The organism is Variovorax sp. 01N429 (genome assembly GCF_056399425.1).
The window spans coordinates 420,378-443,160 of sequence record NZ_JBFTRG010000002.1; the positions used below are offsets into that span (position 1 = coordinate 420,378).

The following is a 22,783-nucleotide window of genomic DNA, read 5'->3' on the forward strand; positions in this document are numbered from 1 at the left end:
GCAAAAACAACCCAGCCGCGCGCATCCCCGCCCGGCGTCACGAGACAACCCCTGCTTGCATAGCAATCCACTCCCTGCGCGCTTCAATGGCGCGCTAATTGCTTTCTGTGTCGGCTAGTATGCGTCTCACCCGAGGCACGCTCGACGCACGGAAAAAGAATGTCAATTCACGCCGCCCTCCACCACGTCACCCACTACAAGTACGACCGTCCGGTGCAACTAGGGCCTCAGGTCATTCGCCTGCGCCCTGCGCCGCACTGCCGAAGCAACGTCATCTCGTATTCGCTGCGCGTCGAGCCCGAGCAGCACTTCGTCAACTGGCAGCAGGACCCTTTCGCGAACTACCTGGCGCGGCTGGTGTTTCCCGAGAAAACGCGGGAATTCAAGGTCACCGTCGATCTCGTGGTCGAAATGGCGGTCTACAACCCTTTCGACTTCTTCCTCGAGCCGCAGGCCGAAAACTTCCCTTTCAAGTACACCGAGGCACAGGCACAGGAGCTTGCGCCCTACCTCGTCGCCGACGAAGCCACGCCGCTGGTGCAGGCGTATCTGGAAAAGATCGAGCGCAAGGAACAGCGCACCATCGATTTCCTGGTGGGCATCAATCAGCAGGTGCAGCAGGACGTCAACTATCTGATCCGCATGGAGCCCGGCGTGCAGACGCCGGAAGAGACGCTCGCCAGCGGTTCCGGCTCGTGCCGCGACTCTGGCTGGCTGCTGGTGCAACTGCTGCGCCATTGCGGATTGGCGGCGCGCTTCGTGTCGGGCTATCTCATCCAGCTCACACCTGACGTGAAGGCCCTCGACGGCCCGAGCGGCACGACGGTCGACTTCACCGATCTGCATGCATGGTGCGAGGTCTACCTGCCCGGCGCCGGGTGGATCGGGCTCGACGCTACATCCGGCTTGCTGGCGGGCGAAGGGCACATCCCCCTCGCCTGCACGCCCACGCCTTCCAGCGCGGCGCCCATCGAAGGCGTGGTGGACGACGCAGAGGTCGAGTTCGGCCACGAAATGCACGTCACGCGCATCCACGAATCGCCGCGCGTGACCAAGCCCTACACCGAGGAGCAATGGGCCGAGGTGCTCGCGCTCGGCGAAGCGGTCGACAAGCGCCTGAAAGCCGGCGACGTGCGACTCACCATGGGCGGCGAACCGACCTACGTTGCGACCAGCGACCGCGATGCGCCGGAATGGAACACCGACGCCCTCGGCCCGACCAAGCGTTTCTACGCGACCGAGCTCGTGCACAAGCTGCGCGCCGAATACGGCAAGGGCGGCTTCCTGCACTTTGGGCAGGGCAAGTGGTATCCGGGCGAGCAGTTGCCGCGCTGGGCGCTGTCGATCTTCTGGCGCGCCGACGGCGAAACGCTGTGGCACAACCCCGATCTGTTTGCCGACGAGCGCACGCCCACGCACTACACGAGCGAAGATGCGCGCCGCTTCACGACCATGCTGGCCCATCGCCTCGGCTTGACCGAACGCTACATCCAGCCCGGCTACGAAGACGTCTACTACTACCTCTGGCGCGAGCGCCGGCTGCCGGTCAACGTCGATCCTTTCGATTCCAAGCTCGAAGACGAGATGGAACGCGTGCGCCTGCGCCGCGTGTTCACCCAGAAACTCGATGCCGTCATCGGCTACATGCTGCCCATCGAGGCCTCGAATGCAGACGCCGATGCCCCCGCGCTCGCAGGCCCCGGCTGGAAGACCGGACCCTGGTTCCTGCGCGACGACCGCATGTACCTGATCCCCGGCGATTCGCCGATGGGCTACCGCCTTCCGCTCGATTCGCAGCCGTGGGCCAGCAAGGGCGACTACCCGTATCTCGTCGAGCGCGATCCGACCGCACCGCGCGGCAGTCTGCCTACCGCTGCCGACTTCAGGGCGCGGTATGCCACCGCGCCCGCGGCACCGGATGCCGACCGTGGCGCCGTGCCTTACGCCTTCGGCCATCCCGATGCCGGCCCGGCCACACTGCGCATGCAGAGCCCGGTTGGTGAAGGCGCCGATCAACGAGGCGCGACGCAAGACCCCGGCGCGCGGCATCCCCGGCGCGGCGAGTCGGCCCACTGGGTCACGCGCACGGCACTGTGCGTCGAGGTGCGCGATCCGCGTCGCGCCAACGGACCCGCCGCCGAAAAGGTCGGCGACAGCTCGGGCGTGCTCTACGTCTTCATGCCTCCGCTCGCGCGCCTGGAGGACTACCTCGACCTCGTCGCGGCCGTTGAAGCGACTGCAGAACAACTCGGCGTGAAGATCGTGATGGAAGGTTATCCGCCGCCGCGCGATCCCCGCCTGAAGATGCTCCAGGTCACGCCCGACCCCGGCGTGATCGAAGTCAACATCCATCCGGCTCACAGCTGGAATGAACTCGTCGAGCACACGGAGTTTCTGTACAACGCGGCTTTCGAGACGCGCCTGTCGGCTGAGAAGTTCATGACCGACGGCCGTCACACCGGCACCGGCGGCGGCAACCACTTCGTGCTGGGCGGCGCCGTGCCGACGGACAGCCCCTTCCTGCGCCGGCCCGAACTGCTCGCAAGCCTGCTGCTTTACTGGCACAACCACCCATCGCTGAGCTATTTGTTCTCGGGCATGTTCATCGGCCCGACCAGCCAGGCGCCGCGCGTGGACGAAGCCCGCAACGACCAGGTCTACGAGCTCGAAATCGCACTGAAGGAAATCGCGCGTAACCGCGAGATCTACGGGCAGAACATGCCGGCCTGGCTCGTCGACCGCACACTGCGCAACATCCTCGTCGACGTCACCGGCAACACGCACCGAAGCGAGTTCTGCATCGACAAGCTCTATTCGCCGGACTCCAGCACCGGCCGGCTGGGCCTGCTTGAATTGCGCGCCTTCGAAATGCCGCCGCATGCGCGCATGAGCATTGCGCAGCAACTGCTCCTGCGCGCTTTCATCGCCCGCTTCTGGGATGCACCCTACGCGGCGCCGGCCACCCGCTGGGGCACCGAGCTGCACGACCGCTTCCTGCTCCCGACCTTCGTGAAGATGGACTTCGACGACGTCATCAGCGAGATGCGTCAGGCGGGCTTCGCCTTCGACGCCAACTGGTTCGCGCCGCACTTCGAATTCCGCTTCCCGCTGGTCGGCCAGGTGCAGGCGATGGGCATCGAGCTGTCGCTGCGCAATGCACTGGAACCGTGGCACGTGATGGGCGAAGAAGGCTCTGCAGGCGGTACGGTGCGCTACGTCGACTCATCGCTCGAACGCATCGAGGTGCGCGTCACGGGGCTCAACGAGAGCCGGCATGTCGTCACCGTCAATGGAAAGGTGCTGCCACTGCAACCGACCGGCGTCACGGGCGAGTTCGTGGCGGGGGTGCGATACAAGGCGTGGAACCCGCCTTCGGCGCTGCATCCGAGCATCGGCGCGCACGCTCCGTTGACCTTCGATCTGGTCGACACGTGGATGAAGCGGTCGCTGGGCGGCTGCCAGTACTTCGTGGCGCATCCGGGGGGGCGCAACTACGACACCTTTCCCGTCAACGCCTACGAGGCCGAAAGCCGGCGGCATTCGCGCTTCTCGCGCATGGGGCACACGCCGGGCTTGCTCAGCACGCCGCCGGCCACCATCGAAATCGCCGGCAGCCGCGAGTTCCCCTTCACGCTGGACCTACGCCGCTAAGGCCAGGAATACCGCGGAACCGGCTTCGCCGGGCCGCTGGTATTGCCCCCGGCAGGGGGTGGGCGCCCGACACGAAGTGCGGGCAACCTGGGGGCGAGTGACAATCACGCCGTGGACCCACAGAACGAATCCCTCTTCGACGCGCAAGCGCTCGACGCGCCAGCCGAATTGGCTTCCGCGCTAGCTCCCCCGGCTTCGCCGGGCCACTTCGACGAACTGCGAGGGGCAGCCACACCCGAAAGCACGCATCGCACCGGTGCGCCATCGGCGCCTGCGCCGCTTCACGATGCCGCATCCATTCCCGCCGGCGCTTCCGCCGCCGAGGAGGACGACAACGCTCCCCGCCAGCAAGCCTCCCTCGCCCCCGCCTGGACCGACTTCTTCGAGCATCTCGGCCCCGACGGCTTCGACGATCTGCCGCGGCGGGCCGTCAGCCTCGAACGGCAGATTCGCGACAACGGCGTGACCTACAACGTCTATGCCGATGCCAACGGCCCACAGCGGCCCTGGTCGCTCGACCTCTTTCCGCTGATCGTCTCGCCGGAGAGTTGGGCCCAGATCGAGGCCGGCATCCAGCAACGCGTGCGCGTGCTCGACCGGGTGATGGCCGACGTCTACGGGCCGCAGCAGTTGCTGGCCGAAGGCCTGCTGCCGCCCGCACTGGTCCAGGGGCATCCGGGCTATTTGCGGTCCATGCATGGCGTCACGCCGCCGGGCGACACCTGGCTGCACATCACCGGCTTCGACCTTGCCCGTGGACCTGACGGCAACTGGTGGGTGGTTTCGCAGCGCACGCAAGCGCCTTCCGGCCTCGGTTACCTGCTTGAAAACCGGCTCGCGATCGCACGCCAGTTTCCGCAGGCTTTCGAGAACCTGCAGGTACAGCGCCTTGCCGCGACCTACAACGCGATGATGGAGGGCCTTCAGCAGATGTGCCCGGCCGGCCAGCCGCCGCACATCGCTTTGCTGACGCCGGGGCCTTACAACGAAACCTACTTCGAGCACGCTTACCTGTCGCGCTACCTGGGCGTGACGCTCGTCGAAGGCAATGACCTGACGGTGCGCGACCAGCGGCTCTACCTGAAGACGCTGCAGGGGCTGCGGCCGGTGCATGGGCTCATCAAGCGGCTCGACGACCAGTTTCTCGATCCGCTGGAATTGAGGCCGGATTCGACATTGGGTGTGCCGGGCCTGCTACAGGCCATTCGCGCAGGCAACGTGCTGGTGGCCAATATGCCTGGTTCGGCTTTTCTCGAATCGCCGGCGCTGCTCGGCTTCCTGCCCGCGTTGTCGCGCCGCCTCATCGGCGAAAAGCTGCAACTGCCCGCGCTGCCGACCTGGTGGTGCGGCGAACGCGCCGCCATGGAAGCGGTACTGCCGGAACTGGCCGACTGCGCGATCAAGTCCACCTATCCCGGCGATGATTCGCACACCAGTTTCGACGCCGTGCTCGGCAGCCGCATGGCCCGCCGCGAGCTGGACGAATGGGCGGGCCGCATCATGCGCCAAGGGGACGAGCACACGGTGCAAAGCTACCTGCCGCTCTCGCAAATGCCGACGTGGACGCAGGATCTCGGCCGCGGCCACATCGCCCCGCGATCGGTGTTGCTGCGCGTCTTCGCTGTCAGCGATGGGCCGCGTTCGTGGCGCGTGCTGCCTGGCGGGCTCGCCCGGCTGGCGGGGCGCGATGCGCAGATCGCTTCGATGCAGCGCGGCGGAAGCAGTGCCGACGTCTGGGTACAAACGCTGGGTGAAGTCGACCGGACCACGCGGCTGCAGCCGCACGCCACGCCGGCATCGCTGGCGCGGCACCGCGCGCCCGTCACCAGCCGAGCGGCGGAAAACATGTATTGGCTCGGCCGCTACACCGAACGCGCGGAAAACGCGGTGAGGCTCGCGCGCGTGACGCTCGATCTGCTCGGCGGCGAAGACGCGTCGTCCCACGCCCTGCTGCTCTGGCTGCACCAATTGGCGCTGCGCAATGCGCTGGTGCCGCGCGGTGTGCCGAGCCTTCCCAAGTCGCGCCGCGTGTTCGAACGCGCGCTCATTGCCGAACTGGGTGATGTCGACCAGGGCGGCAGCGTCGGCTACAGCCTGCGCTGCATCCGGCAGGCCGCCGCTGCGGTGCGCGAGCGCTTGTCGCAGGACCACTGGAACCAGATCGTTCGCGCGGAGAGCGATTTCCTTCGCCGCAGCGCGGAGCAAGCCGGCGAAAAAGGCGAGGCCGGCTACGAGGCCAGCGCCGCGCTGCGCCTGCTCGAATCGGCCAGCAGCGCGCTTTCGGCCATGACCGGCGCCCAGACCGACCGCATGACCCGCGACGACGCCTGGCGCCTGCTGTCCATTGGGCGGCACATCGAACGGCTGGCGTTCCTGGCGAGCGCGCTGACGGCGGGATTCGAGCAAGGCTCGGTCCACGAAGTGAGCGGCTTCGAGGCGATGGTGGCGCTTTTCGACAGCACGATCACCTTCCACGCACGCTATCAGCAGCGACGCGATGTCGCCACACTGGTCGACCTTCTGGTGCTCGATGGCGACAACCCACGCTCCCTGGCGTGGGTCGCGCAAACACTGCGCAAGCGCATCGCCAAATTGGCGGGCAGCGCGCCGGACAGGCTTACCGCGCTGTCCTACGAGTTGCCCGACCCGGACGAATGGAAGCTGGAGCGGCTGTGCGAAGCCGGGGCTGAAGGGCAGTATCCTGCGCTGGTCCAACTGTTTACCGCTTGCGAGACGGCCGCTTATCACGTGTCCGACGCGATCGGCACGCGCTACTTCACGCTCACTTCAGAATCCGTGCGGTCCGTGGGAGTCTGACCATGCTGCTACACGTTACGCATTCGACGCGCTACGACTACACGCCGCCGGTGGAGACGGCGCAGCACCTCGCGCACCTCAAACCCATGAGCACGGCGTCGCAGCGGCTGGTGAGCCACGCCCTGACCATCAGTCCGACGCCCGCGCAAAGCAGCGAATCGCCCGACGTCTACGGCAACACGCGCGCATTCTTTGCGCTCGAGTCGACGCACGAGGAACTCATCGTCACGGCAGAGAGCGTGGTCGAGACCTCGGAGCCGGCGCTTTCGTCCGCCGTGGCGCGCGACCTGCCATGGGAAGAAGTGCGGGAGCGCTTCCGCTACGTCAAGGATTCGAGCTACGACGCGGCATCGGAATTCGTCTTCCCTTCTCGCTACGTGCCGCGCCATGACGACTTCGCAGCCTATGCGCGCGCCAGTTTTCCGGCCGGCCGACCGGCCTTCGATGCCGCGATGGACCTGACGATGCGCATGTACGACGATTTCATCTACGACGCGGAGAGCACCGAGATCAGCACGCCCGCCATCGAGGCGCTGGCGCAGCGCAAGGGCGTGTGCCAGGACTTCGCGCACATCATGATTGCCTGCCTGCGCACGCTGGGCTTGCCGGCGCGCTACGTCAGCGGCTATCTGCTTACTCAACCGCCGCCCGGCGAGCCGCGCCTGGTCGGCGCCGATGCTTCGCACGCGTGGGTTTCGGTGTATCTCCCGGGCGAAGACGGCCCAGGCGATTGGGCCGATTTCGACCCTACAAACGGCCGCCAGCCGGGTGAAGACTACGTGACGCTGGCCATCGGCCGCGACTACTCCGACGTGTCGCCGATGCGGGGCGTGCTGCACGGCGGCGCCCGGCATACGCTGCACGTCGGCGTCACGGTGCTGCCGCTGGAGGAGCGCCGGGAGGAAGCCGCGCAGGTCGCGCAAACGCAAACGCAAACGCAAACACAATCGCAATCCCAGACACAAGCCCAATCCCTATCCCAGAACCAGGAGCCTTGATGAGCATCTACGACAAACTCTCCAGCCTCGGAATCACCCTGCCGCCCGTGTCGGCGCCTGCCGCAGCGTACGTTCCTTTCGTGCGGACCGGCAAGCTGGTCTTCCTCTCGGGCCACATCGCCAAGAAGGACGGCAAGCCATGGGTGGGGCAACTTGGCGCCACGCTCACCACAGAGGAGGGCAAGCAGGCGGCGCGTGCCATCGCGATCGATCTCCTCGGCACACTGCACGCGGCCATCGGCGACCTCAACAAGGTCAAGCGCATCGTCAAGGTCATGAGCCTGGTCAACTCCGTCGGCACCTTCACCGAGCAGCACCTCGTGACCAACGGCGCGAGCGAATTGCTGGCCGAAGTCTTCGGCAGCGAAAAAGGCGCCCATGCCCGCAGCGCTTTTGGCGTCGCTCAGGTCCCGATGGGCGCGTGCGTCGAAATCGATCTGATCGCTGAACTGGACTGAAGCCGCATCCTTTCTGGACCGTCTTGGACGACACCGATCGCCATCTGCTGAGCCTGCTCCAGGCCAATGCACGTGAGCCGGCGGCAACGCTGGCGCGCAAGCTCAAGCTGGCGCGAACCACTGTCGTTGCGCGCATCGCGCGGCTGGAGCGCGAAGGCGTGATCGCCGGCTATGGCGTGCGGCTCGGCCAGCGGCTCGAACGCGCGGCGGTGCGCGCCTATTGCGGTCTCGTGGTGGCTCCGAAGACTGGCGCTGCCGTCGTTCGAGCGCTTGAACTCCTTCCCGAAGTCGAGGAGCTTTCGGCAGTCAGCGGTCCGTATGACTACATGGTCTTCCTGCGGTGCGAGACGAACGAACAGCTCGATGCGCTGCTGGACCGCATCGGTCAGATCGAAGGAATTCAGCACACCCACACCTCGGTGGTCCTCAGCCGAAAGATCGACCGCCGCAGCGCGGTGCCGCCACCAGGTTGATTGGGACGATCACCCGAACCGGATGCCCTGTGCCAGCGGCAGCTCGGCCGAAAAGTTGATGGTGTTGGTCGTGCGCCGCATGTATTGCTTCCATGCATCCGAGCCGCTCTCGCGATCACCGCCGGTTTCCTTCTCGCCGCCGAACGCACCGCCGATTTCCGCACCACTCGGGCCGATGTTGACGTTCGCCATGCCGCAGTCCGACCCCGACGCCGAGATGAAGCGCTCCACCTCGCGCAAGTCATTCGAGAAGATGCACGACGACAGCCCCTGCGGAACATCGTTGTGCATGGCGATGGCCGAATCGAGATCGTCGTAGCCGAGCACATAGAGCAACGGCCCGAAAGTTTCACGGCGGACCAGTTCGGTTTGCATCGGCATCTCGGCGATGGCCGGACGCACGTAGAAGGCTTTCGGAAAGCGGTCGGCCAGCACGCGATCACCGCCCGTGAGGATGCGACCGCCTTGCACCTCGACATCGTCGATAGCTCGCCGCAACGCGTCGTAGGCCGCCTCGTCGATCAACGGGCCGACCAGCGTGCCCTCTTCCAGCGGATGCCCGATCCGCAGACTTTCATAGGCCGAAAGCAGCTTCGCAAGCAGAGCGTCCTTGACTGTGCGATGGACGATGAGCCGGCGCAGCGACGTGCAGCGCTGCCCCGCTGTGCCCACCGCACTGAACAGGATCGCCCGCAACGCCATATCGAGATTGGCGGCAGGCGTCACGATCATCGCGTTGTTGCCACCGAGTTCGAGAATGCGGCGGCCGAAGCGCGCGGCGACGCGTGGCCCGACTTCGCGGCCCATTCGGGTCGATCCCGTCGCGGACACGAGCGCGACGTCTACGCTATCCACGAGTGCCTGCGCCTGTGCCGCACGGCCGACGACGATCTGCGCGAGTCCTTCCGGCGCGCGATCGCCGAATCGCACGATGGCGCGCTCCAAGGCCCTGAACGTCGCGAGCCCTGACAAGGGCGCTTTCTCCGAAGGCTTGAAGATCACCGGATCGCCGCACACCAGCGCAATGGCCGCGTTCCACGCGAAAACTGCGGTGGGAAAGTTGAAAGCCGTGATGACCGCCACCGGCCCCAGCGGGTGGTATTGCTCCATGATGCGGTGCCCGGGCCGCTCCGAGACGATGGTCTTGCCGTAAAGCTGCCGCGACAAGCCGAGCGCGAATTCGCAGATGTCGACGCCCTCCTGCACTTCACCGAGGCCTTCCTGGGCGATCTTGCCGACCTCGACCGACACGATGTGACCGATGTCGGCCTTTGCGCTACGCAGCTCTTCGCCCCACAGCCGGACCAGCTCGCCGCGTGCAGGCGCCGGCACCTCGCGCCACTTGCGAAAGGCGGCGGCCGAACGCGCGATCACGTCCGGCATGGACGCCATCGGTGTTTCGTGCAAGCGGGCAAGTCCGGCGCCGTCGACCGCCGAGCGCACGGCCAGCGTGCCGCCGGAAAGCTCGTGCGCGGCGATTCCGCTTCGCTTGAAGATGTCGTGGAGATCATTCATGCGCTGGGCTCCTTCCTCGCGCGACGCCGCGCCTGTGGCGGCCAAGTATGAGCGAAGCTCGGGCTGCGATGGGTGCTCGCTGGTGCCGCGCCGTTTTGCAACGAGCTCAGCGCGGCATAGCAACCGCCGACACGCGTCGCGAGGAACTCTTCGAGTTCCACCTGTTCCTGCCCGACAAATCCGCTCGCCGGCAAACGCCCCTTGCGAAGCAACTCGAACACACCGACCACGCCTGCCGCGGTCGCCAGCTCGATGGCAGTGCGCTCCACGCCGCGCAGCCGCCCACCGTGGATGCGTGCCATGCGGGTTTCCTGCTCAAAGCGTCCGCCTCGCAAGCCGGATGCCGATGCGAACACGATCACCACGTCCTCGCGGCTGTGCGGCACGGCCTGGTCGAGCACCTGTCGCAGCAGGTCGCGGCGCTCGATCAGCCGCAAATCGTGCAGCAGAAAGGCCATGGCATCGCGGTGGCCGGGATAGCGGATCGTCTTGTAGTCGAGATTCCGTACCTTGCCAGCGAGGCTCTCGCAGAGCGTCCCCAACCCGCCCGAGGTGTTGAAGGCTTCGTAGGTGTCGCCATCGAGCACCAGCGTCTCGTTGCCCTCCAGCGGCTGCACCGAGACTGGCCTTCCCTGCACGATGGCCGCGCACGGCTGGCAGTATTCGTTGATGACCCCGTCGATGCTCCAGGTGAAGTTGTAGCGCAGGCCGTTGGTTGCATGACGGGCGAGCGCGCCCACGCGCAAGCGCAGGTCGTAGAGTTCGTCGAAGCGCCCAGCCAGGTGACTCCCGAGCATTCCGATCACGCCGGGTGCGAGCCCGCTTTGCGGCATGAAGATCGACTTCGCGCCGACAGCCATGGCACGGATCGCGCCCGTGGCAGCCACGTCCTCCGTCAGGTCGAAATAGTGAACGTCGTTGGCGCGGGCTGCGGCGGCAACAGGCGCGGCCAGATAGAAGGGCAGCGCGCTGATCACCACGTCGTGAGCTGCGACAGCCGCTGAGAGCGCCGGCTCGTTCTCGACGTCGATGATCGCGCGTGACACGAACCCATCACTCAGGTCGTGCGGCGGATGGACACGGTCGGCCAGCGTGACCGGCAGGTGGTGGTACTCGGCGAGCATGTCTGCCACCGTGGTGCCGACCTTGCCGGCCCCCAACACCAGCACCTTGTTGATCAGAGGATTGAAAGCGTTCATGAGACCTCCTCGCGCGACTTTCTTGAGCGCTGAGGAAACTCTAAAGCTGCCTGCTGGCAGAAGGAAGCTGACATTGCGGCGAAGACATGCGCTGTTCGGACGAAACGACGACAAGGACAGTCGAAAGGGCCGAAAGCCCGGCCCCCAAAAAAACTTAGGCCGATGTAAAGCCGTTGACATACGGCTCACAGACGCATTCCTAAACTGGCCTGCAAGCCTTCACCGCTTCACAAACCCGGCGCACGACGCCTCAACCCCTGCATATCGCGAATCACGCAATGCGACTTGGCCATCTCGATCAGCCCCCCGTCCTGAAGCTGGATCAGCACGTTCGACGTCATGACGCGGCTGAGGCCCGTGATGTTGGCCATCTCCTGGTGGGTGAAGGAGATGCGGATGGCAACACCCGCCGCATGCACCTCCCCATACGTGTCGGCCAGCTGCACGAGATGATGGATCACCCGCTGGGCCGCTGTCGCCTGGCTCAGCAGCAGGTTCTGGTTTGCCAGCACGCGCAGCTTGACGCTCATCAGCCAGAGCACTTGCCGCAGGCATTCCGGATCGCGTTCCATGTGCTGCAAAAGCGTCGCGCGCTCGACTTGGCGCGCGATGACGTCGGACGATGCGACGGCGCTGACAGAGTGGCGGCCATCGAGAAACGCGCTGCACTCCCCGACCATGCCGTGCGTGCCGACGATCGCCATGTGCTTCTCGTGGCCGGCCTCCGACAGCAGCACCAGCCGCACCCGGCCCTCTTCCACCACATACACGTGCGTGACGGGCTCGCCCTGCGAATACAGGGTTTCCCCCTTGCGAAACGACACCGTGGGCGCACCGTCCGCGACCAGCGTGTTCCAGCCGAAGTGCGGCACCTCGATCCATGCCGAAGGGGAAGCTGCCATCTCGGCAATCTTGTTCATCGCCTCAAGGCCTTGTCGTTGCACAAGGCAAGTTCATGAAACATCCATTCTCTTCGTACCGGAAGCTCTTCCCTATCCTGGACAACGTGATCCAGCTGTCCAGTTGCTCACAAAGCGCACTCAGCCTGCCGGTCAAGCAGGCGATCGACGAATACCTCGACGTCTGGGTGCGGCGCGGCGCCGATTGGGGCTACTGGATGGATCAGGTGGCATTGGCGCGCGCCGAGTTCGCTCGCATGATCCATGCCGATGCGGACGACATCGCCGTGCTGGGCAGCGTGTCCGACGCGGCATCGACGATCGCTTCGGCGATCCGTTTCGAGGGCGATCGCCGCGACATCGTCACTACCACGCTCGATTTCCCATCGCTCTGCCACGTGTGGCTGGCGCAGCAGCCGCGCGGCGCGCAAGTGCGCTTCGTGCAGGGCCATGCCGGCAGCACAGATTCGACGCGCCGCATTGCCGCCGCCATCGACACGCAGACGGCGCTGGTATCGGTCTCGCACGCCTGCTTCTATGACGGGCAGATCGTCGACATTGCTGCCACTGGACGCGAGGCGCGCAAGCGCGGCGCCATTCAGTTTGTCGACGCCTACCAGTCCGCCGGATCGATCGCCATCGACGTCCGCGCGCAGGACGTCGACGTGCTCGCCGCCGGTGCACAGAAGTACCTTCTCGGAATTCCGGGTATCGCTTTTCTCTATGTCCGGCCCGAACTGGCCCAGCAGCTCACGCCGACAGTGACCGGCTGGTTCGGCCGCGTGAACCCGTTCGAATTCGATCCCGGAAAGCTCGACTTCGCCGCCGGTGCACAGCGCTTCAACACCGGTACACCGCCCATGATGTGCGCGAGCGTGGCGCGCGCCAGCATCGGCCTGCTCAACGAGATCGGCGTGCCCGCCATCGAGGCTTACCTCGCGCAACTGTCCGCGGTTGCGCTCGAAGAGGCTGCGCGCCTGGGCCTGTCGGTGGCGAGCCCGCCAATGCCTTCAGCCAAGGGCGCGAACACGGCAATCCGCATCCCCAATGCCGCTCAGGTCGAGGCACAGATGCTTCAAGGGGGCTACGTTGTCTCAGCGCGCAATGACGTGATCCGAATCGCCCCGCACTTCTACAACACCGCAGACGACGTCGTCGGCGCACTGCGCGAACTGGCGCGCCTGACTCGCTGATGGCCATACATCCGTCCTCAACCCATTGCGCTTCGGCCGTCTGCCGGGTGCCCGCGGATGCCGCATTGGCATTTCTTGCCGACGGCTTGCAACTTGGCCAATGGGCGATGGGCTGCTGGCAGACGAGGTCGGTCGGCGGCGACGTGGTTCAGGGCCACTCGCTGTTCGACGATCAACCGAGCTGGGTCCGCCCTGTCGCAGACGCTGCGCAGCTCACGGTGGTCTATCACGTCGGCAGTTCGCCTGATGCCTTGAGCCCGCGCATCAGCGCAGTGGTCGAGCGCGGCACCATCTTCGGCCAAGACAACGAATGCTGCCGAATCAGCCTCCATGCGTCGCGCACGCCCGGCATGGACGACGACCGCTGGCTGCGCCTCGTCCGATGCCACGAGGTCGAGGTGCTGTTGATCCAGGCGCGGCTCGATCTAGTGAAGCACCGCGCATAGCACCGCGTATCGCACCGCCAGTTCATTGACACCACGAGGAAGAAGCCATGAAACGACGTCACTTCGGCCAGGCGATCACCGCCGCCCTGCTCGCGCCAACGCTCTCGTCACCCTTGTTCGCCGCGACGAAGCCCTACAGCGGCCCGATCCGCGTGCTGGTCGGCTTTCCTCCCGGCGGGGCCACAGACGTCGTCGCGCGCGCCATCGTCGACAAGCTGGGCAAAGCCATGAATGGACAGGTCTTCGTCATCGACAACAAGCCCGGCGCCGGCGGTCAGATTGCCGCGCAGTTGCTCAAGGCGGCACCCCCGGATGGCTCGACGATCATGCTGTCGATCGACCATACGCAGGTGATCATTCCCCTTACCGTCGCCGCCGCCGGCTACGACCCGGTGAACGACTTCACCGCGCTGGCTGGCGTGGCGGGCTACTACAACGTGCTTGCCGTCAGCGCCGCCATCGGGGTCAAAAGCATGGCCGAACTCGGCACCTGGGTGAAGGCGCACCCCAACGAAGCCAACTACGGCGTGCCCGCGGCCGGCAGCGTGCCGCAGTTCATCGGCCACATCATCGGCAAGTCCTTTGGCGTGACGATGAACTCGGTGCCGTACAAAGGCGGCGCGCCCATGGTGCAGGACCTGCTGGCCGGACAGATCCCCATCGGCATTGCCTCCATGACGGAGCTGATCGAGTACCACCGCAACGGCAAGGTGCGCATCCTCGCCAGTTCGGGCCAGGAACGCAGCAAGACGGCGCCGGACATCCCGACCTTCCATGAACTCGGCTTCAGCGGCATCGACAAGAATCCATGGCTGGCCTTCTTCGGCCCCAAGGGCATGTCGCCGGAATTCGTCGAGTCTTTCGACAAGGCGGTGAAGACCGTGCTCGCGGAGCCCGAACTGCAGGAACGGCTCGCCAAGATGGGCAATGAGGTCGATCCGGCGCCGGGCCGCGAGGTCGCGCAATGGGTGATCGACGCCAACCGCACCTGGAGCAAAGTGATCCGCGAGTCGGGCTTCAAGCCGCAATGACCGAAGCCTCTGGCATGGCACGCGAATTCATCCAGAGCGGCTCGCGCTGGGAAGAACTGGCCGGCTACTCGCGCGCGGTGATCGACGGCGAGTGGGTCTTCGTCTCCGGCACGCTGGGACAGGACTTCGCGACCGGCGAGTTTCCCGCCACCGCAGAGCAACAGTGCGAGGTCGCTCTCGACACCATCGAAAACGCACTCGCCCAGGCGCGATCCAGCCTTGCTGACGTGGTCCGCGTACGCGTCTATATTCCGGATCGAGGCGATGTCATCGCAGTCAGCCACGTGCTGCGGCGACGCTTCGGCGGCAACCGTCCGGCCAACACCACACTCTGCAGCGCCCTGGCCGTCGAAGGCGCCAAGGTCGAACTCGAAGTGACCGCGCGGCGCAGCGTTTGATTTCTCTTTTTTCTTCAGAGGACCCGATGACCATCCTGACTGAACTCGCGCAGGCCATGCGCAACCAGACGATTCGCACGATCGACCTCACGCACACCTTGAGCGAAGACTTTCCTCCCCTGCAACTGCCGCCGCAGTTCGGCCAGGTGGCAGCGTTCAAGATGGAGCGCATCTCGCGCTACGACGAGGCCGGCCCCGGCTGGTACTGGAACAACTTCTCTTGCGGCGAGCACACCGGAACGCACTTCGATGCGCCCGCGCACTGGGTCACGGGCAAGGACCATGAGAGCAACACGGTCGACACCATCGCGCCTGACAACTTCATCGCACCCGCAGTCGTCGTCGACGCCAGCGCCGAAGTAGCGGGCAACCCCGACTGGCTGCTCACGGTCGAATTCCTCCAGGCCTGGGAAGCCACCCACGGTCGCATTCCGGAAGGCGCCTGGGTGCTCTTTCGCACCGACTGGTCCAAGAGGCTCAGTGATCCCGCTTCGTTCGTCAACATGCGCGAAGACGGCGCCCACACGCCGGGGCCAACCCAGGCGGCTGTCGAATGGCTGATCCGCGAGCGGAACGTGCACGGCTTCGGCGTGGAGACCATCAACACCGACGCCGGTCAGTCTTACGGCTGGCCGGTGCCCTACCCATGCCACACGCTGATGCACGGGGCCAACCGGTATGGGCTGCAGTGCCTGAAGAACCTCGATCAGCTTCCTCCGACCGGAGCGCTGATCGTGTCGGCGCCGCTGAAGATCCAGGAAGGCTCGGGGAGTCCGCTGCGCGTGCTTGCGCTGGTGGAGTCTTAAACCGGGCTCGACGAGCCTCGAATCACCAGTTCGCCAGGCAGCAACAGCTGCCGCGGCGGACCCTCCAAGCCTTGCAGCCGTTCGATCAGGCAAGCAGCGGCGGTGCGGCCGATCGCATCGGTCGGCTGCGCGACAGCAGTGAGCCCAGGCCCGATGAGCGGAGCCCATTCCGGGTCGTCGAAACCGACGAAGCCCACGTCCGCACCGAAGCGCAATCCGAGCCGCGCCATGGCCGTGGCAACGCGCAGTGTCACGACCGCGTTGCCAGCCAGCACGGCAGCGCGGCGGCCACGGCGAGCGCGTTTGTGCAGCGCACGCAACGCGGCGTCGAGACCCTCGCTGTCTTCCCCGGCACATTCGAAAACCTCGCCGGAGACACGCGGCTCATGCGCCTTCATGCAGGCGCCGAAGGCCGCAGAGCGCTCGCGCCGCGAACTCACGCCTTTCAACGGCTCAGTGATGTACAGCAATTCGCGGAAGCCGCCGTCGACGAGATGGCCGCACGCGGACTTCATCGCGTCCACGTTGTCCAGCGAGACGAAATCGGTGTGCATGCCGGCATGACGACGGTCCACGAGCACCGCCGGCTTTCCGTGCAGCGCATCGGCGTCGACGAGGCCGGCACCGCGGCCGAGTGTGTTGAGGATGAAGCCATCGACCTGATAGCCCGTCAGCGCGTCGATCGCCTCGCGCTCGCGATCGACATCGTTGCCGAGGTTGAACAGCATCACGAGGTAGCCGGCATCCTGGCAGGCCTTCTCGGCGCCGCGCAACACGGCCACCGAATAAGGATTGGTGATGTCCGCGACGATCAACCCGATGAGTCGCGAGCGGCCCCGGCTCAGCGCCTGCGCCATCGGACTCGGCGTGTAGTCGAGTTGCGCAACGGCGGCTTCGACCCGCACCGCGATGTCGGGGCTCAGCAATCGCTCCCGATGGTTCAGGAATCGCGAGACCGTGGCCTTCGAAACGCCGGCCGCCTTGGCCACGTCGGCAATGGTCGCGCGCCCCGTTCGCTGCATCGGGATTGGCGCGGTCAAGCCGAAGCCGTGTCGTAGACGGCAAGCGGCCGTTCGCCCGCCAGTGCGCGAAGCAGATTGGTGGTGGCAAGTTCGGCCATGGCGTGGCGCGTCTCGTGCGTTGCCGAGCCGATGTGCGGCAATGGCGTCACGCGCGGATGGGTACGCAGCGGCGAACCCATGGGCAGTGGTTCCGCCGCGAACACGTCGAGGCCCGCGGCGCGCAGCGTGCCTTGGTCGAGTGCCGCGAGCAGCGCATCTTCGCGAACCGTCGCACCGCGACCGCCGTTGATGAAGATGGCGCCCGGCTTCATCGCGCCGAACACCTTGGCATCGATCATGTCGCGCGTGCTGTCCGACAGCGGCAGCATGGCGACCACGAAATCGGACTGGGCAAGCAGTGCATCGAGCGGCGTGTGAGTTGCCCGCCCCTGCAGTTCGGGCGCGTGCGCGGCAAGATCGACCGGCCGGCGCGAGTGATAGAGCACCGGCATGCCAAAGCCCAAGGCCCCGCGCCACGCGATCGCCTGGCCGATGCGGCCAAAGCCCAGTAGCCCCAGAGTCTTGCCATGCACGTCGAAGCCGAACAGGTCTTCGCCGATGTTCTTGGTCCAGGCGCCCTCGCGAACAAGATTTGAAAGCTCCACAACGCGACGGCTGGTCGCCATGAGCAGTGCAAACACCGTATCAGCCACCGTCTGATCGAGCACGCCGGGCGTATGGCACAGCATGATCCCGCGGGCGTGCATCGACCGCAGCGCGTAGTTGTCGACACCGACCGACACACTGGACACGACTTCGAGCTTGGGTGCGCGCGCGAGCAGCGCATCGTCGATCGGATAGCTGGAGCCGATCAACCCCTGCGCTTCCGCAAGCGCAGCATCGAAGGCCCCAAGCTGCGCGGGCACGCGCGGATTGGCAACGGTAACGTCGTGCCTGGCTTGCAGGCGAGCCAGTTGATCGTCCGGGATTTCGCGAAAGACGAGAACCTTCTTGCGAGTCCAACCGCCGCCGGGCCGCCCCAAGGCGGCTGCCGCCCCCTGGGAGCCTTCGATGCCAGCCTCTTCGAGTTGAGCGCGCGTCGGCAATCCTTCGGTGTCGCCGAGCACTTGCACCGCACGTGCGCCGATCCAGGCGCCGCGCCGAACCGCATCAGGCACTGACTTGCCTTCGAGCAGCGCGCTGATGACACCCGCAGCAAAGCCGTCTCCGGCGCCGACGGTATCGACCACTTCCGCGACCGGAAAACCTTCGACAAGCCCGACGCCAGCGACGTCGCTGTCGTAGTAGGCGCCCCCCGCACCCAGCTTGACCACCACCAGCTTCGCGCCCAGCCTTCGATAGAACTTCGCGATGCCTTCGGGCGTCGTTTCGCCGGTGAGGATCAGGCCCTCCTCGATGCCCGGCAGGACCCAGTCGGCGCGCGAAGCGAGCTCGTTGATCCAGTGCCGCATCGTCTCCGTCGACGACCAGAGCGTCGGCCGCAGGTTGGGGTCGAACGAAATGGTGCGGCCGGCGCTGCGCATCACGTCCATCGACTTGATCGCGGCCGGCAGGCTGGTGTCCGAGATCGCTGCGAACACGCCTGTCGCGTGCAGGTGGCGCGCGGAGCGTAGCCAGTCCTCATCGACATCGCCGGGACCCATGTGGCTCGCGGCGGAGCCCTTGCGGTGGTATTCGACCGGCGGATCGCTGCCGTCGAGCACGCGCCCTTTGAACTGGAAGCCCGTGCGCTGCGTCGCGTCGGAGATGACGTGCGAGCAATCGATGCCTTCGCCCTTCATGGCGGCGAGCAGCGCGCGGCCCATCGAATCAGTGCCGAGTCGGCTGGCCCAGCCGACCTTGAGCCCGAGGCGAGACAAGCCGATGGCGACGTTGGTTTCCGCACCGGCCGTGCGTTTGTGGAACGCGGTGGCGTTCTCGATCGGGCCGGGCTGATCGGCCACCAGCAGCAACATGGCTTCGCCGAACAGCGCAACATCGAACTCGGTATTGGTCATGACTTCACGGCGTGGCGCGTGCGGCGCGGATCTGCGCGATCTGGTCGCGCGTGACGGCCAGGAGATCGTCGCCGATCAGCGGATATTCGATGGCGTGGGGAACGTCGGCAGGCAGCGCGCGCAGCACGGCCCGCCAAGGCGCCGCGGATTCGGCCAGAGGGACAGCGACCCATTTGGCCGGAAGGCGCTGCGCACCCTTGCAATGCACGTAGCGCACCCGGCGTCCCAACGCCTGAGCTGCCTGCAGGGGGCATTCGCCGACCCAGTGCCAATTGCCCATGTCGAAGGTCATGCCCAGATCGAGCCCGGCATGATCGGCAGCATCGAAGAACGCTTGCAATGCGGGCAGCGTCCCGGCAGAAACGGTTTGATCGTTCTCGATGACGAGTTCGATGCGCGTCTCGGCCAATTGAACCTTGAGGCCCCACAGCGAGCCGTGCGACGACGAGCCGAAAGCGCCGATCGACATCTTCAGCCGCTTGGCACCTACGCTCGTGGCGGCTGCAATGCCCCGCGCCAGCGCTGCGCTGTCGAGCCACCCGCCTTCTGCCCAGAGGCCCTCAGGGCTCGAATACACCGACGCCAGACCCGCCAGCGCAGGGAGTTCGGTCGCAGGGTCGCGCAGCATCTCGCCGCGCACTTCGACACTGTCGGCGCCGGCCGCCTTGGCAAGTTGCGCGCACCAGAGCTGGCCATGGCGGCCGATTTCGGCAGCGCCGAATGATGAGAGAGAAATCAGTACCTGCGTCATACCGTGGGTGATCGACGCATCAATGCGCCTGGTGCGAGCTGAGGATCTGGCCGAGGAACTGGCGCGTTTTTTCGTTCTGGGGGTTGCCGAAGAACTCGGCCGGTGGCGCCTGCTCGATGATCTTGCCGTCGGCCATGAAGATCACGCGATCAGCCACGCTGCGCGCAAAACCCATCTCATGCGTCACGCACAGCATGGTCATGCCGTCTTCGGCCAAGCCGATCATGGTGTCGAGCACTTCCTTGACCATCTCGGGGTCGAGCGCCGAAGTGGGCTCGTCGAACAGCATGATCTTGGGCGACATGCAAAGCGCGCGTGCAATCGCGACACGCTGCTGCTGGCCACCTGAGAGTTGGCTCGGGTACTTGTTCGCCTGCTCGGGAATGCGCACGCGCGTGAGGTACTTCATCGCGACCTCTTCAGCCTGCGCCTTCGACATGCCGCGCGAACGCATGGGCGCGAGCGTGCAGTTCTGCAGGATGGTGAGGTGCGGAAACAGGTTGAACTGCTGGAACACCATGCCGACCTCGGCCCGGACCGCATCGACGTTCTTGCCGCCGGCGGTGAGATCGATGCCGTCGACGACGATGCGCCCCTGCTGCACTGTCTCAAGCCGGTTGATGCAGCGGATCAGCGTCGACTTTCCCGAGCCCGAAGGCCCGCAGATCACGATGCGTTCGCCGGTGCGCACCGAAAGGTCGATGCCGGTCAGCACCTGGAAAGTACCGTACCACTTGTTCACCGCATCCATCCGAATGATCGGATCGGTGCCGGCGTCGGTCGTGACTGCGTCGGTCATGGATGTTCCCTGGAAAGGCCTGGCGCTTACTGCAGCTTGGGCAGGTCGGTCTGCAACCACTTCTGGTAGAGCTTGTTCAGCTCGCCATTGGCGGTGTTCTTCTGCACGAACTCATTCACGTTCTTGAGCAGGTCTTCCTGGCCCGGGCGCATCGCGATGCCCATGTTCTGCTGCACCAGCGTGAACTTGTTTTCGTAGGTGTTGGCGGGCACGCGCTTGGCGATCTGCGCGGCAACGGTGGTGGACGCACCGATCGCATCGACCTGCCCCGACATCAGCGCTTGCATGGCCGACGCGTCGTCGTCGAAGCGGCGGATCTCCGTGCCTTCGGGCGCGGCCTTGGTCACAGCGACGTCTTGCGTGCTGGCGCGAGCGACACCCACGCGCACGCCCTTCAAATCGGCGGCGCTCTTGATAGGCGCGCTGGTCTTGCCGTAGAGCACGATGGTCGCCGCCGCATAAGGCTGCGAGAACTGGACCTGCTTGGCGCGCTCGGGCGTGATCGCCAGGGAAGCAACCAGCAAGTCGACCTTGTTGGTCAGCAGGAAGGGAATGCGATTGGGGCCGGTGACCGGCACGATGTTGGCCTTCACGCCCCAGTCCTTCGCGAGCAGCTTGGCGACGTCGGCGTCATAGCCGTCGGGCTGGTTCTGCGCGTTGGTCGTGCCGTAAGGCGGAAAGTCGACCAGCATTCCGATGGTGATTTCGCCCTTCTTCTTGATGTCGGCCACGGACTGCGCGGATGCGAGGGGCGCGAATACGGTCAGCGCGGCGCCCAGGCCCAACGCTGCAATGGCAGCGCGGCGGGTAGTAGAACGGATCATGTCAAAAGCTCCTTCATTGAACGGACGAGAAGAATGGAATTCACGAAACACCGCGGAACCGGCTTTGCCGGGCCGCTGGTGTTGCCCCCGGCGAGGGGGTTTGCGCAGAGACACGAAGTGCGCGAAGCATGGGGGAGTACTTCATCTACCGAGGGTCCGCGCTCGCTTGCGCTCCATGCGCGCGGCGACCAAGGACAGCGGCCAACAGATGACGAAATAGATCGCGGCGACTGTCGTGAAGACCTGCAGCGGCTGGAAGGTCGCGTTATTGATGATCTGCCCGGCCCGCGTGATTTCGGTGAACCCGATGATGGCCGCGAGCGAGGTGCCCTTGATGATCTGCACCACATAGCCCACCGTCGGCGGCAGCGCGATCTTGAAAGCCTGCGGCAGCACCACGTCGCGCATGCGTGACGTGTAGTTGAGATTGAGCGCCTGCGCGGCTTCCCACTGGCCGCGCGGAATCGCTTCGATGCACCCGCGCCAGATTTCGCCGAGGAAGGCCGCGCTGTTCAGGATGAGCGCCACGCCCGCGGCGATCCATGGATTGATGTCCAGGCCCAGCACTGGCGCGCCGAAGAAGATCAGGAACAGTTGCAGCAGCAGCGGCGTGCCCTGGAAAATCTGGATGAAGCCCGTCGAGAGCACACGCGCGATCTTGTTCTCGGACGTGCGCGCGAGCGCGATCACAAGCCCCAGGATCGCACCGCCGATGAACGCGATCAGCGACAGCGCCAGCGTCCATTGAGCGGCCTGGAGGATGAAAAAGAATTCTGGAAAACCGAAGGTACGCATGGTGCTCAGCGCCGATCCGGATAGTTGAGGGTGCGCCTGTAGATCAGCTTGAAAAGCGCCGAGAACGACAGCGCCAGCGCCAGGTAGATACACGCCACGACGATGTAGATCTCGAAGCTGCGGAACGTTTGCGATTGCAGGTTGGCGGCGACCGATGTGAGGTCATCAGCCGAAATCACCGACACCACCGCCGAACTCAGCATCAGCAGAATGAACTGGCTCGTGAGCGCCGGGTAGATCGCCTTGAGGGCCGGCTTGATGATCACGAAGCGAAAGATCTCCCAAGGCTTGAGATTGAGCGCCCTGCCCGCTTCGATCTGGCCCTTGGGAATGGATTCGATGCCGGCGCGGACGATCTCGGCGGCGTAGGCGCCAAGGTTCACCACCATGGCCGTGAGCGCCGCCGTGTACGGCGACCAACGCAAGCCGATCGCCGGCAGCGCAAAGAAAAAGAAGAACAACTGCACCAGGAATGGCGTGTTGCGGATGATCTCGATATAGGCGTTGACGATGAAGCGCAGCCAGCCAGGGCCTGAAGTCTTGCCCCAGGCGCAGAAGATGGCGACCACCAGGCCCAGCAACGTGGCGACCAGCGAGAGCTGGATGGTGATCCACGTGCCCTTCAGCAGCAGCGGCCATGCCGCAAAAACAGCGTCGAACTGGAATTGATAGTGCACGGAAGAGCGGCGACTGAATGCGGGTTCGGAATGG

General features: G+C 65.4%; 20 protein-coding genes and 1 pseudogene. 10 read left to right on the top strand and 11 right to left on the bottom strand.

The features are described 5' to 3' along the window. Nucleotides 1-159: 159 nt before the first annotated feature. The 5 genes from AC1DSF_RS05185 (at nt 160) to AC1DSF_RS05205 (ending at nt 8,397) form a co-directional block, all read left to right on the top strand. Nucleotides 160-3,651: a transglutaminase family protein gene (locus AC1DSF_RS05185; RefSeq protein WP_478123791.1), complete on the top strand. Its 3,492-nt coding sequence runs from the start codon at nt 160-162 to the stop codon at nt 3,649-3,651. A gap of 111 nt (nt 3,652-3,762) precedes the next feature. Beyond that, a complete protein-coding gene (locus AC1DSF_RS05190) occupies nt 3,763-6,468 on the top strand; it encodes a circularly permuted type 2 ATP-grasp protein (RefSeq protein ID WP_478123792.1) in 2,706 nt (901 codons plus the stop codon). A 2-nt stretch (nt 6,469-6,470) separates the two neighbouring features. Next, nucleotides 6,471-7,466 carry a transglutaminase family protein gene (locus AC1DSF_RS05195; RefSeq protein WP_478123793.1) on the top strand — a complete coding sequence of 332 codons (996 nt, stop codon included), beginning with the start codon at nt 6,471-6,473 and terminating at the stop codon, nt 7,464-7,466. Beyond that, on the top strand, nt 7,466-7,924 hold the full coding sequence (locus AC1DSF_RS05200) for a RidA family protein (protein WP_478123794.1): 459 nt from the start codon (nt 7,466-7,468) through the stop codon (nt 7,922-7,924). Before AC1DSF_RS05195 ends, AC1DSF_RS05200 begins: the two co-directional genes overlap by 1 nt. A gap of 23 nt (nt 7,925-7,947) precedes the next feature. Beyond that, a complete protein-coding gene (locus AC1DSF_RS05205) occupies nt 7,948-8,397 on the top strand; it encodes an Lrp/AsnC family transcriptional regulator (RefSeq protein WP_478123795.1) in 450 nt (149 codons plus the stop codon). 9 nt (nt 8,398-8,406) lie between these two features. Here AC1DSF_RS05205 and amaB read toward each other — a convergent pair whose 3' ends face one another. From amaB to AC1DSF_RS05220, 3 genes are all read right to left on the bottom strand, one after another. Then, a complete protein-coding gene (amaB, locus tag AC1DSF_RS05210; protein ID WP_478182427.1) occupies nt 8,407-9,912 on the bottom strand; it encodes an L-piperidine-6-carboxylate dehydrogenase in 1,506 nt (501 codons plus the stop codon). Further along, complete coding sequence (locus tag AC1DSF_RS05215) at nt 9,909-11,111, bottom strand: saccharopine dehydrogenase family protein (protein WP_478123797.1); 1,203 nt, start codon at nt 11,109-11,111, stop codon at nt 9,909-9,911. Before AC1DSF_RS05215 ends, amaB begins: the two co-directional genes overlap by 4 nt. A gap of 227 nt (nt 11,112-11,338) precedes the next feature. Beyond that, the gene (locus AC1DSF_RS05220) at nt 11,339-12,031 is read right to left on the bottom strand and encodes a Crp/Fnr family transcriptional regulator (RefSeq protein ID WP_478123798.1); all 693 of its coding nucleotides are present in this window, start codon (nt 12,029-12,031) and stop codon (nt 11,339-11,341) included. 35 nt (nt 12,032-12,066) lie between these two features. Between AC1DSF_RS05220 and AC1DSF_RS05225 the strand changes: the two genes are divergently transcribed. From AC1DSF_RS05225 to AC1DSF_RS05245, 5 genes are all read left to right on the top strand, one after another. Next, nucleotides 12,067-13,203, top strand: coding sequence for an aminotransferase class V-fold PLP-dependent enzyme (locus AC1DSF_RS05225; RefSeq protein ID WP_478123799.1), 1,137 nt, complete (start codon nt 12,067-12,069; stop codon nt 13,201-13,203). A gap of 65 nt (nt 13,204-13,268) precedes the next feature. After that, nucleotides 13,269-13,649 (top strand): hypothetical protein, encoded by a 381-nt coding sequence (locus AC1DSF_RS05230; RefSeq protein ID WP_478123800.1) that lies wholly within the window; start codon nt 13,269-13,271, stop codon nt 13,647-13,649. A 47-nt stretch (nt 13,650-13,696) separates the two neighbouring features. Then, on the top strand, nt 13,697-14,680 hold the full coding sequence (locus tag AC1DSF_RS05235) for a Bug family tripartite tricarboxylate transporter substrate binding protein (RefSeq protein WP_478123801.1): 984 nt from the start codon (nt 13,697-13,699) through the stop codon (nt 14,678-14,680). A gap of 14 nt (nt 14,681-14,694) precedes the next feature. Continuing rightward, on the top strand, nt 14,695-15,078 hold the full coding sequence (locus AC1DSF_RS05240) for a RidA family protein (protein ID WP_478123802.1): 384 nt from the start codon (nt 14,695-14,697) through the stop codon (nt 15,076-15,078). Nucleotides 15,079-15,104: 26 nt separating this feature from the next. Continuing rightward, nucleotides 15,105-15,884, top strand: coding sequence for a cyclase family protein (locus AC1DSF_RS05245; protein WP_478123803.1), 780 nt, complete (start codon nt 15,105-15,107; stop codon nt 15,882-15,884). Here the strand turns inward: AC1DSF_RS05245 and AC1DSF_RS05250 are convergent. The 8 genes and pseudogenes from AC1DSF_RS05250 to AC1DSF_RS05285 form a co-directional block, all read right to left on the bottom strand. Continuing rightward, on the bottom strand, nt 15,881-16,906 hold the full coding sequence (locus AC1DSF_RS05250; RefSeq protein ID WP_478123992.1) for a LacI family DNA-binding transcriptional regulator: 1,026 nt from the start codon (nt 16,904-16,906) through the stop codon (nt 15,881-15,883). The two genes, AC1DSF_RS05245 and AC1DSF_RS05250, sit on opposite strands and share 4 nt — an antisense overlap. Nucleotides 16,907-16,920: 14 nt before the next feature. Then, the gene (locus tag AC1DSF_RS05255) at nt 16,921-17,928 is read right to left on the bottom strand and encodes a 2-hydroxyacid dehydrogenase (protein WP_478123993.1); all 1,008 of its coding nucleotides are present in this window, start codon (nt 17,926-17,928) and stop codon (nt 16,921-16,923) included. Between the two features lie 27 nt (nt 17,929-17,955). Then, a pseudogene (locus tag AC1DSF_RS05260) lies at nt 17,956-18,903 on the bottom strand (sugar kinase); the annotation flags it as partial. Nucleotides 18,904-18,907: 4 nt separating this feature from the next. After that, on the bottom strand, nt 18,908-19,654 hold the full coding sequence (locus AC1DSF_RS05265; protein ID WP_478123804.1) for a sugar phosphate isomerase/epimerase family protein: 747 nt from the start codon (nt 19,652-19,654) through the stop codon (nt 18,908-18,910). Nucleotides 19,655-19,673: 19 nt separating this feature from the next. Then, entirely contained in the window at nt 19,674-20,453 is a 780-nt protein-coding gene (locus AC1DSF_RS05270) for an amino acid ABC transporter ATP-binding protein (RefSeq protein ID WP_478123805.1), read from the bottom strand. 26 nt (nt 20,454-20,479) lie between these two features. Continuing rightward, entirely contained in the window at nt 20,480-21,277 is a 798-nt protein-coding gene (locus AC1DSF_RS05275; RefSeq protein ID WP_478123806.1) for a transporter substrate-binding domain-containing protein, read from the bottom strand. A 141-nt stretch (nt 21,278-21,418) separates the two neighbouring features. After that, nucleotides 21,419-22,072 carry an amino acid ABC transporter permease gene (locus tag AC1DSF_RS05280; protein WP_478123807.1) on the bottom strand — a complete coding sequence of 218 codons (654 nt, stop codon included), beginning with the start codon at nt 22,070-22,072 and terminating at the stop codon, nt 21,419-21,421. A 5-nt stretch (nt 22,073-22,077) separates the two neighbouring features. Continuing rightward, entirely contained in the window at nt 22,078-22,749 is a 672-nt protein-coding gene (locus AC1DSF_RS05285) for an amino acid ABC transporter permease (RefSeq protein ID WP_478123808.1), read from the bottom strand. Between the last annotated feature and the right edge of the window lie 34 nt (nt 22,750-22,783).